The organism is Enterobacter sp. BWH52, assembly GCF_001037565.1.
GTDB lineage: Bacteria > Pseudomonadota > Gammaproteobacteria > Enterobacterales > Enterobacteriaceae > Enterobacter > Enterobacter hormaechei_C.
The window spans coordinates 4,177,272-4,186,677 of record NZ_KQ089854.1 but is presented as its reverse complement, the minus strand read 5'-3'; the positions used below and the strand labels follow the sequence as shown (position 1 = coordinate 4,186,677).

21 protein-coding genes are annotated in these 9,406 nt (G+C 50.6%); all 21 read left to right on the top strand.

What is annotated here, in order from left to right:
* Positions 1-236: 236 nt before the first annotated feature.
* The 21 genes from rpsJ (at position 237) to rplO (ending at position 9,401) form a co-directional block, all read left to right on the top strand.
* Positions 237-548, top strand: a complete 312-nt coding sequence (gene rpsJ, locus SK47_RS19815; protein WP_001181005.1) for a 30S ribosomal protein S10 — start codon at positions 237-239, stop codon at positions 546-548.
* Positions 549-580: 32 nt separating this feature from the next.
* Positions 581-1,210 carry a 50S ribosomal protein L3 gene (gene rplC, locus SK47_RS19810; RefSeq protein WP_003863274.1) on the top strand — a complete coding sequence of 210 codons (630 nt, stop codon included), beginning with the start codon at positions 581-583 and terminating at the stop codon, positions 1,208-1,210.
* A 10-nt stretch (positions 1,211-1,220) separates the two neighbouring features.
* Positions 1,221-1,826 carry a 50S ribosomal protein L4 gene (rplD, locus tag SK47_RS19805; RefSeq protein ID WP_000424395.1) on the top strand — a complete coding sequence of 202 codons (606 nt, stop codon included), beginning with the start codon at positions 1,221-1,223 and terminating at the stop codon, positions 1,824-1,826.
* Positions 1,823-2,125 carry a 50S ribosomal protein L23 gene (rplW, locus tag SK47_RS19800; RefSeq protein WP_000617546.1) on the top strand — a complete coding sequence of 101 codons (303 nt, stop codon included), beginning with the start codon at positions 1,823-1,825 and terminating at the stop codon, positions 2,123-2,125. Before rplD ends, rplW begins: the two co-directional genes overlap by 4 nt.
* Before the next feature lie 17 nt (positions 2,126-2,142).
* Positions 2,143-2,964: a 50S ribosomal protein L2 gene (gene rplB / locus SK47_RS19795; protein ID WP_000301859.1), complete on the top strand. Its 822-nt coding sequence runs from the start codon at positions 2,143-2,145 to the stop codon at positions 2,962-2,964.
* A gap of 16 nt (positions 2,965-2,980) precedes the next feature.
* Positions 2,981-3,259, top strand: coding sequence for a 30S ribosomal protein S19 (gene rpsS, locus SK47_RS19790; RefSeq protein ID WP_001138117.1), 279 nt, complete (start codon positions 2,981-2,983; stop codon positions 3,257-3,259).
* A gap of 14 nt (positions 3,260-3,273) precedes the next feature.
* Positions 3,274-3,606 carry a 50S ribosomal protein L22 gene (gene rplV / locus SK47_RS19785; protein ID WP_002919773.1) on the top strand — a complete coding sequence of 111 codons (333 nt, stop codon included), beginning with the start codon at positions 3,274-3,276 and terminating at the stop codon, positions 3,604-3,606.
* A gap of 17 nt (positions 3,607-3,623) precedes the next feature.
* On the top strand, positions 3,624-4,325 hold the full coding sequence (rpsC, locus tag SK47_RS19780; RefSeq protein WP_000529945.1) for a 30S ribosomal protein S3: 702 nt from the start codon (positions 3,624-3,626) through the stop codon (positions 4,323-4,325).
* A 12-nt stretch (positions 4,326-4,337) separates the two neighbouring features.
* Positions 4,338-4,748, top strand: coding sequence for a 50S ribosomal protein L16 (gene rplP, locus SK47_RS19775; RefSeq protein WP_002919759.1), 411 nt, complete (start codon positions 4,338-4,340; stop codon positions 4,746-4,748).
* Positions 4,748-4,939 (top strand): 50S ribosomal protein L29, encoded by a 192-nt coding sequence (rpmC, locus tag SK47_RS19770; protein ID WP_003863282.1) that lies wholly within the window; start codon positions 4,748-4,750, stop codon positions 4,937-4,939. Before rplP ends, rpmC begins: the two co-directional genes overlap by 1 nt.
* Positions 4,939-5,193, top strand: a complete 255-nt coding sequence (gene rpsQ, locus SK47_RS19765) for a 30S ribosomal protein S17 (RefSeq protein ID WP_002438707.1) — start codon at positions 4,939-4,941, stop codon at positions 5,191-5,193. Before rpmC ends, rpsQ begins: the two co-directional genes overlap by 1 nt.
* Before the next feature lie 166 nt (positions 5,194-5,359).
* A complete protein-coding gene (gene rplN / locus SK47_RS19760; protein ID WP_002919748.1) occupies positions 5,360-5,731 on the top strand; it encodes a 50S ribosomal protein L14 in 372 nt (123 codons plus the stop codon).
* 10 nt (positions 5,732-5,741) lie between these two features.
* Positions 5,742-6,056, top strand: a complete 315-nt coding sequence (gene rplX / locus SK47_RS19755; RefSeq protein WP_003863287.1) for a 50S ribosomal protein L24 — start codon at positions 5,742-5,744, stop codon at positions 6,054-6,056.
* 14 nt (positions 6,057-6,070) lie between these two features.
* Positions 6,071-6,610 carry a 50S ribosomal protein L5 gene (gene rplE / locus SK47_RS19750; protein ID WP_003863290.1) on the top strand — a complete coding sequence of 180 codons (540 nt, stop codon included), beginning with the start codon at positions 6,071-6,073 and terminating at the stop codon, positions 6,608-6,610.
* Positions 6,611-6,624: 14 nt separating this feature from the next.
* Positions 6,625-6,930 (top strand): 30S ribosomal protein S14, encoded by a 306-nt coding sequence (gene rpsN, locus SK47_RS19745; RefSeq protein WP_003863291.1) that lies wholly within the window; start codon positions 6,625-6,627, stop codon positions 6,928-6,930.
* 30 nt (positions 6,931-6,960) lie between these two features.
* Entirely contained in the window at positions 6,961-7,353 is a 393-nt protein-coding gene (gene rpsH / locus SK47_RS19740; protein WP_006178918.1) for a 30S ribosomal protein S8, read from the top strand.
* A 12-nt stretch (positions 7,354-7,365) separates the two neighbouring features.
* Positions 7,366-7,899, top strand: a complete 534-nt coding sequence (rplF, locus tag SK47_RS19735; RefSeq protein ID WP_003863296.1) for a 50S ribosomal protein L6 — start codon at positions 7,366-7,368, stop codon at positions 7,897-7,899.
* Positions 7,900-7,908: 9 nt separating this feature from the next.
* A complete protein-coding gene (gene rplR, locus SK47_RS19730) occupies positions 7,909-8,262 on the top strand; it encodes a 50S ribosomal protein L18 (protein ID WP_003863297.1) in 354 nt (117 codons plus the stop codon).
* Between the two features lie 14 nt (positions 8,263-8,276).
* Positions 8,277-8,777 (top strand): 30S ribosomal protein S5, encoded by a 501-nt coding sequence (gene rpsE / locus SK47_RS19725; protein WP_003863299.1) that lies wholly within the window; start codon positions 8,277-8,279, stop codon positions 8,775-8,777.
* 6 nt (positions 8,778-8,783) lie between these two features.
* Positions 8,784-8,963 (top strand): 50S ribosomal protein L30, encoded by a 180-nt coding sequence (gene rpmD, locus SK47_RS19720; protein WP_003863301.1) that lies wholly within the window; start codon positions 8,784-8,786, stop codon positions 8,961-8,963.
* Positions 8,964-8,966: 3 nt separating this feature from the next.
* Positions 8,967-9,401, top strand: a complete 435-nt coding sequence (gene rplO / locus SK47_RS19715) for a 50S ribosomal protein L15 (protein WP_003863304.1) — start codon at positions 8,967-8,969, stop codon at positions 9,399-9,401.
* Positions 9,402-9,406: the final 5 nt, after the last annotated feature.

Sequence of the window (9,406 nt, the reverse complement as noted above, 5' to 3'; positions counted from 1 at the left end):
GTACGTCTTTAGCGCTTAATTTCTAAACGGCACTTGCGTCTTCCCCAGATTTACGTATAATGCGCGGGCTTGTCGTAATTGACGGCGGGTTCAATCTGAACCAGAGTAGCTCACTTTGTTACTCAACAATGCTCCCAATTGGGGAGCTACGTAAGAACGGTTACACTCTCCCATCAATCGTAATGGGTTTGAGGAGTAATCATTTTCGTTTATAAAATAATTGGAGCTCTGGTCTCATGCAGAACCAAAGAATCCGTATCCGCCTTAAAGCGTTTGATCATCGTCTGATCGATCAATCAACCGCGGAAATCGTCGAGACTGCTAAGCGCACTGGTGCGCAAGTCCGTGGTCCGATCCCGCTGCCGACCCGCAAAGAGCGCTTTACCGTTCTGATCTCTCCGCACGTTAACAAAGATGCGCGTGATCAGTACGAAATCCGCACTCACAAGCGTCTGGTTGACATCGTTGAGCCAACTGAGAAAACCGTTGATGCTCTGATGCGTCTGGATCTGGCTGCCGGTGTAGACGTGCAGATCAGCCTGGGTTAATCAGGTCATCGAGCGATTGAGAGGTTGAAACAATGATTGGTTTAGTCGGTAAAAAAGTGGGTATGACCCGCATCTTCACTGAAGATGGCGTTTCTATCCCAGTAACCGTAATCGAAGTTGAAGCAAACCGCGTTACTCAGGTTAAAGATCTGGCTAACGATGGCTACCGCGCTATTCAGGTTACCACTGGTGCTAAAAAAGCTAACCGTGTAACCAAACCAGAAGCGGGTCACTTCGCTAAAGCTGGCGTTGAAGCTGGCCGTGGTCTGTGGGAATTCCGTCTTGCTGAAGGCGAAGAGTTCACCGTAGGTCAGGACATTAGCGTTGAGCTGTTTGCTGACGTTAAAAAAGTTGACGTAACCGGTACCTCTAAAGGTAAAGGTTTTGCTGGTACCGTTAAGCGCTGGAACTTCCGTACCCAGGACGCTACTCACGGTAACTCCTTGTCTCACCGCGTTCCGGGTTCTATCGGTCAGAACCAGACTCCGGGCAAAGTGTTCAAAGGCAAGAAAATGGCAGGTCAGCTGGGCAACGAACGTGTAACCGTTCAGAGCCTGGACGTAGTACGTGTTGACGCTGAGCGCAACCTGCTGCTGGTTAAAGGTGCGGTCCCGGGTGCAACCGGTAGCGACCTGATCGTTAAACCAGCTGTGAAGGCGTAAGGGGATAGCAATGGAATTAGTATTGAAAGACGCGCAGAGCGCGCTGACTGTTTCCGAAACTACCTTCGGTCGTGATTTCAACGAAGCGCTGGTTCACCAGGTTGTTGTTGCTTATGCAGCTGGTGCTCGTCAGGGTACTCGTGCTCAGAAGACTCGTGCTGAAGTAACTGGTTCAGGCAAAAAGCCATGGCGCCAGAAAGGTACCGGCCGTGCGCGTTCAGGTTCTATCAAGAGCCCGATCTGGCGTTCAGGTGGCGTGACCTTCGCTGCGCGTCCACAGGACCACAGTCAAAAAGTTAACAAAAAGATGTACCGCGGCGCGCTGAAAAGCATTCTGTCCGAACTGGTACGTCAGGATCGTCTGATCGTTGTCGAGAAGTTCTCTGTTGAAGCGCCTAAAACTAAGCTGCTGGCACAGAAACTGAAAGACATGGCTCTGGAAGATGTGCTGATCATCACCGGTGAGCTGGACGAGAACCTGTTCCTGGCCGCGCGTAACCTGCACAAGGTTGACGTACGCGACGCGACTGGTATCGACCCGGTTAGCCTGATCGCCTTCGACAAAGTCGTAATGACTGCTGATGCTGTTAAGCAAGTTGAGGAGATGCTGGCATGATTCGTGAAGAACGTCTGCTGAAGGTGCTGCGCGCACCGCACGTTTCTGAAAAAGCGTCTACTGCGATGGAAAAAACAAACACCATCGTTCTCAAAGTTGCTAAAGACGCGACCAAAGCAGAGATCAAAGCTGCTGTGCAGAAACTGTTTGAAGTCGAAGTCGAAGTCGTTAACACCCTGGTAGTTAAAGGGAAAGTTAAACGTCACGGACAGCGTATCGGTCGTCGTAGCGACTGGAAAAAAGCTTACGTCACCCTGAAAGAAGGCCAGAACCTGGACTTCGTTGGCGGCGCTGAGTAAGTCGGAGGAGTAATACAATGGCAGTTGTTAAATGTAAACCGACATCTCCGGGTCGTCGCCACGTAGTTAAAGTGGTTAACCCTGAGCTGCACAAGGGCAAACCTTTTGCTCCGTTGCTGGAAAAAAACAGCAAATCCGGTGGTCGTAACAACAATGGCCGTATCACCACTCGTCACATCGGTGGTGGCCACAAGCAGGCTTATCGTATTGTTGACTTCAAACGCAACAAAGACGGTATCCCAGCAGTTGTTGAGCGTCTTGAGTACGATCCGAACCGTTCCGCGAACATCGCGCTGGTTCTGTACAAAGATGGCGAACGCCGTTACATCCTGGCCCCTAAAGGCCTGAAAGCTGGCGACCAGATTCAGTCTGGCGTTGATGCTGCAATCAAAGCAGGCAACACCCTGCCGATGCGCAATATCCCGGTTGGTTCTACCGTTCATAACGTAGAAATGAAACCAGGTAAAGGCGGTCAGCTGGCGCGTTCCGCGGGTACTTACGTTCAGATCGTTGCGCGTGACGGTGCTTATGTCACCCTGCGTCTGCGTTCTGGTGAAATGCGTAAAGTCGAAGCAGACTGCCGCGCTACTCTGGGCGAAGTTGGCAATGCTGAGCATATGCTGCGCGTTCTGGGTAAAGCTGGTGCTGCACGCTGGCGTGGTGTTCGTCCTACCGTTCGCGGTACTGCGATGAACCCAGTCGACCACCCACATGGTGGTGGTGAAGGTCGTAACTTTGGTAAGCACCCGGTAACTCCGTGGGGCGTTCAGACCAAAGGTAAGAAGACCCGCAGCAACAAGCGTACTGATAAATTTATCGTACGTCGCCGTAGCAAATAATTTTAGAGGATAAGCCATGCCACGTTCTCTCAAGAAAGGTCCTTTTATTGACCTGCACTTGCTGAAGAAGGTAGAGAAAGCGGTGGAAAGCGGAGACAAGAAGCCCCTGCGCACTTGGTCCCGTCGTTCAACGATCTTTCCTAACATGATCGGTTTGACCATCGCTGTCCATAATGGTCGTCAGCACGTTCCAGTCTTTGTTACCGACGAAATGGTTGGTCACAAACTGGGTGAATTCGCACCGACTCGTACTTATCGCGGCCACGCTGCTGATAAAAAAGCGAAGAAGAAATAAGGTAGGAGGAAGAGATGGAAACTTTAGCTCAACATCGCCATGCTCGTTCTTCTGCACAGAAGGTTCGCCTTGTTGCTGACCTGATTCGCGGTAAGAAAGTGTCGCAGGCCCTGGACATCCTGACCTATACCAACAAGAAAGCTGCGGTATTGGTCAAGAAAGTACTGGAATCTGCCATTGCTAACGCTGAACACAACGATGGCGCTGACATCGACGATCTGAAAGTCGCGAAAATTTTCGTAGATGAAGGCCCAAGCATGAAGCGCATTATGCCGCGTGCGAAAGGTCGTGCAGATCGCATCCTGAAGCGCACCAGCCACATTACTGTGGTTGTGTCCGATCGCTGAGACTCTGGAGACTAGCAATGGGTCAGAAAGTACATCCTAATGGTATTCGCCTGGGTATTGTAAAACCATGGAACTCTACCTGGTTTGCGAACACCAAAGAATTCGCTGACAACCTGGACAGCGATTTTAAAGTACGTCAGTACCTGACTAAGGAACTGGCTAAAGCGTCTGTATCTCGTATCGTTATCGAGCGTCCAGCTAAGAGCATCCGTGTGACTATTCACACTGCTCGCCCTGGCATCGTTATCGGTAAGAAAGGCGAAGACGTAGAAAAACTGCGCAAGGTCGTAGCGGATATCGCTGGCGTTCCTGCACAGATCAATATCGCTGAAGTTCGTAAGCCTGAACTGGACGCTAAATTGGTTGCTGACAGCATCACTTCTCAGCTGGAACGTCGTGTTATGTTCCGTCGTGCTATGAAGCGTGCTGTACAGAACGCAATGCGTCTGGGCGCTAAAGGTATCAAAGTTGAAGTTAGCGGCCGTCTGGGCGGCGCGGAAATCGCACGTACCGAATGGTACCGCGAAGGTCGCGTACCGCTGCACACTCTGCGTGCTGACATCGACTACAACACCTCTGAAGCGCACACCACTTACGGTGTAATCGGCGTTAAGGTATGGATCTTCAAAGGTGAGATCCTGGGTGGTATGGCTGCTGTTGAACAACCGGAAAAACCGGCTGCTCAACCTAAAAAGCAGCAGCGTAAAGGCCGTAAATAAGGAGCGTCGCTGATGTTACAACCAAAGCGTACAAAATTCCGTAAAGTGCACAAAGGCCGCAACCGTGGTCTGGCGCAGGGTACGGATGTTAGCTTCGGCACTTTCGGTCTGAAAGCTGTTGGCCGTGGTCGTCTGACTGCACGTCAGATCGAAGCAGCACGTCGTGCAATGACCCGTGCAGTTAAGCGTCAAGGTAAGATCTGGATCCGTGTATTCCCGGACAAACCGATCACCGAGAAGCCACTGGAAGTTCGTATGGGTAAAGGTAAAGGTAACGTGGAGTACTGGGTTGCCTTGATCCAACCGGGCAAAGTCCTTTATGAAATGGACGGTGTTCCGGAAGAGCTGGCCCGTGAAGCCTTCGGCCTGGCAGCAGCGAAACTGCCTATCAAAACCACCTTTGTAACTAAGACGGTGATGTAATGAAAGCAAAAGAGCTGCGTGAAAAAAGCGTTGAAGAGCTGAACGCTGAGCTGCTGAACCTGCTGCGTGAGCAGTTCAACCTGCGTATGCAGGCTGCAAGTGGCCAGCTGCAACAGACTCACCTGCTGAAGCAAGTGCGTCGCAATGTTGCGCGCGTTAAGACTTTACTGACTCAGAAGGCGGGTGCGTAATGACCGATAAAATCCGTACTCTGCAAGGTCGTGTTGTTAGCGATAAAATGGAGAAATCCATTGTTGTAGCTATCGAACGTTTTGTGAAACACCCGATCTACGGTAAATTCATCAAGCGTACGACCAAACTGCACGTACATGACGAGAACAACGAATGTGGTATCGGCGACAAGGTTGAAATCCGTGAATGCCGTCCACTGTCCAAGACTAAGTCCTGGACGCTGGTTCGCGTTGTAGAGAAAGCGGTTCTGTAATAGAGTACGCATTCTCAATACGAATAAACGGCTCAGCGATGAGCCGTTTATTTTTTCTACCCATATTGCAGAAGCGGTGTTATAATGCCGCGCCCTCGATATGGGGCTTTTTAACGGCTCTGATTTTAGAGTCTCAGGTAGTAGTTGACATTAGCGGAGCACTAAAATGATCCAAGAACAGACTATGCTGAACGTCGCCGACAACTCCGGTGCACGTCGCGTAATGTGTATCAAGGTTCTGGGTGGCTCGCACCGTCGCTACGCAGGCGTAGGCGACATCATCAAGATCACCATCAAGGAAGCAATTCCACGTGGTAAGGTCAAAAAAGGTGATGTGCTGAAGGCGGTAGTGGTGCGCACCAAGAAGGGTGTTCGTCGCCCTGACGGTTCTGTCATTCGCTTCGATGGTAATGCATGCGTTATTTTAAACAATAACAGCGAGCAGCCTATCGGCACGCGTATCTTTGGGCCGGTAACTCGTGAACTTCGTACTGAGAAGTTCATGAAAATTATCTCTCTGGCACCAGAAGTACTCTAAGGAGCGAATCATGGCAGCGAAAATCCGTCGTGATGACGAAGTTATCGTGTTAACCGGTAAAGATAAAGGTAAACGCGGTAAAGTAAAAAATGTTCTGTCTTCCGGCAAACTCGTCGTTGAAGGTATCAACCTGGTTAAGAAACATCAGAAGCCGGTTCCGGCCCTGAACCAACCAGGCGGCATCGTTGAAAAAGAAGCTGCTATTCAGGTTTCTAACGTTGCAATCTTCAATGCGGCTACCGGTAAGGCTGACCGTGTAGGCTTTAGATTCGAAGACGGTAAAAAAGTCCGTTTCTTCAAGTCTAACAGCGAAACTATCAAGTAATTTGGAGTAGTACGATGGCGAAACTGCATGATTACTACAAAGACGAAGTAGTTAACAAACTCATGACTGAGTTTAACTACAATTCTGTCATGCAAGTCCCTCGGGTCGAGAAGATCACCCTGAACATGGGTGTTGGTGAAGCGATCGCTGACAAGAAACTGCTGGATAACGCAGCAGCTGACCTGACAGCAATCTCCGGTCAAAAACCGCTGATCACCAAAGCACGCAAATCTGTTGCAGGCTTCAAAATCCGTCAGGGCTATCCGATCGGCTGTAAAGTAACTCTGCGTGGCGAACGCATGTGGGAGTTCCTTGAGCGCCTGATCACTATTGCTGTTCCACGTATCCGTGACTTCCGTGGCTTGTCCGCTAAGTCTTTCGACGGTCGTGGTAACTACAGCATGGGTGTCCGTGAGCAGATCATCTTCCCAGAAATCGACTACGATAAAGTCGACCGCGTGCGTGGTTTGGATATTACCATTACCACTACTGCGAAATCTGATGAAGAAGGCCGTGCTCTGCTGGCTGCCTTTGACTTCCCGTTCCGCAAGTAAGGTAGGGTTACTGAATGGCTAAGCAATCAATGAAAGCACGCGAAGTAAAGCGCGTAGCTTTAGCTGATAAATTCTTCGCTAAACGCGCTGAACTGAAAGCGATCATTTCTGATGTGAACGCTTCCGACGAAGATCGTTGGAATGCGGTTCTCAAGCTGCAGTCTCTGCCGCGTGATTCCAGCCCGTCTCGTCAGCGTAACCGCTGTCGTCAAACAGGTCGTCCACATGGTTATGTGGGCAAGTTTGGGTTGAGCCGTATCAAACTGCGTGAAGCCGCCATGCGCGGTGAAGTACCAGGCTTGAAAAAGGCTAGCTGGTAATTACCAATTGAATCACGGGAGTAAAGACAGATGAGCATGCAAGATCCGATCGCGGATATGCTGACCCGTATCCGTAACGGTCAGGCCGCGAACAAAGTTGCGGTCACCATGCCTTCCGCCAAGCTGAAAGTGGCAATTGCCAACGTGCTGAAGGAAGAAGGTTTTATCGAAGATTTTAAAGTTGAAGGCGACACCAAGCCGGAACTGGAACTTACTCTCAAGTATTTCCAGGGTAAAGCTGTTGTAGAAAGCATTCAGCGTGTCAGCCGCCCAGGCCTGCGCATCTATAAGAAAAAAGATGAGCTGCCAAAAGTAATGGCTGGTCTTGGTATCGCAGTTGTTTCTACCTCTAAAGGTGTTATGACTGATCGTGCAGCGCGCCAGGCTGGTCTTGGTGGCGAAATTATCTGCTACGTAGCCTAATCGGAGGAAAGAATGTCTCGTGTTGCTAAAGCACCGGTCGTTATTCCTGCCGGCGTTGATGTAAAAATCGACGGTCAGGTTATTACGATCAAAGGTAAAAACGGCGAGCTGACTCGTACCCTCAACAAAGCTGTTGAAGTTAAACATGCAGATAACGCTCTGACCTTCGGTCCACGTGATGGTTTCGTGGATGGATGGGCTCAGGCTGGTACCGCGCGTGCCCTGCTGAACTCAATGGTTGTTGGTGTTACCGAAGGCTTCACTAAAAAGCTTCAGCTGGTTGGTGTAGGTTATCGTGCAGCTATCAAAGGGAATGCAGTAGGCCTGTCTCTGGGCTTCTCACACCCTGTTGAGCATCCGCTGCCGGCCGGTATCACTGCAGAATGCCCGACTCAGACTGAAATCGTGCTGAAAGGCGCTGATAAACAGCTGATCGGTCAGGTTGCAGCAGATCTGCGCGCCTACCGTCGTCCTGAGCCTTATAAAGGCAAGGGTGTTCGTTACGCCGACGAAGTCGTGCGTACCAAAGAGGCTAAGAAGAAGTAAGGTAACACTATGGATAAGAAATCTGCTCGTATCCGTCGTGCGACCCGCGCACGCCGCAAGCTCAAAGAGCTGGGTGCAACTCGCCTGGTGGTACATCGTACCCCGCGTCATATTTACGCACAGGTAATTGCACCGAACGGTTCTGAAGTTCTGGTAGCTGCTTCTACTGTAGAAAAAGCTATCTCAGAACAATTGAAGTATACCGGTAACAAAGACGCCGCAGCAGCTGTAGGTAAAGCTGTCGCTGAACGCGCTCTGGAAAAAGGCATCAGCAATGTTTCCTTTGACCGTTCCGGGTTCCAATATCATGGTCGTGTCCAGGCACTGGCAGATGCTGCCCGTGAAGCTGGCCTTCAGTTCTAAGGTAGAGGTGTAAGATGGCTCACATCGAAAAACAGGCTGGCGAACTGCAGGAAAAGCTGATCGCGGTAAACCGCGTATCTAAAACCGTTAAAGGTGGTCGTATTTTCTCCTTCACAGCTCTGACTGTAGTGGGTGATGGCAACGGTCGCGTTGGTTTTGGTTACGGTAAAGCGCGTGAAGTTCCAGCAGCGATCCAGAAAGCGATGGAAAAAGCCCGTCGCAATATGATTAACGTCGCGCTGAACAACGGTACCCTGCAACACCCAGTTAAAGGTGTTCACACGGGTTCTCGTGTATTCATGCAGCCAGCTTCCGAAGGTACCGGTATCATCGCCGGTGGTGCAATGCGCGCCGTTCTGGAAGTTGCTGGAGTTCATAACGTTCTGGCTAAAGCATATGGTTCCACCAACCCGATCAACGTGGTTCGTGCAACTATTGATGGCCTGGAAAATATGAATTCTCCAGAAATGGTCGCTGCCAAGCGTGGTAAATCCGTTGAAGAAATTCTGGGGTAATTGACCATGGCAAAGACTATTAAAATCACTCAAACCCGCAGTGCAATCGGTCGTCTGCCGAAACACAAGGCAACGCTGCTTGGCCTGGGTCTGCGTCGTATTGGTCATACCGTTGAGCGCGAGGATACTCCTGCTGTTCGTGGTATGGTCAACGCGGTTTACTTCATGGTTAAAGTTGAGGAGTAAGAGATGCGTTTAAATACTCTGTCTCCGGCCGAAGGCTCTAAAAAGGCGGGTAAACGCCTGGGTCGTGGTATCGGTTCTGGCCTCGGCAAAACCGGTGGTCGTGGTCACAAAGGTCAGAACTCTCGTTCTGGCGGTGGCGTACGTCGCGGTTTCGAGGGTGGCCAGATGCCACTGTACCGTCGTCTGCCGAAGTTCGGCTTCACCTCTCGCAAAGCAGCGATCACAGCGGAAATCCGTCTGTCTGACCTGGCGAAAGTTGAAGGCGGCGTTGTAGACCTGAACACGCTGAAAGCGGCTAACATTATCGGTATCCAGATCGAGTTCGCGAAAGTGATCCTGGCTGGTGAAGTTTCTACTCCGGTAACTGTTCGTGGCCTGCGTGTTACTAAAGGTGCTCGTGCTGCTATCGAAGCTGCTGGCGGTAAAATTGAGGAATAAGTAGC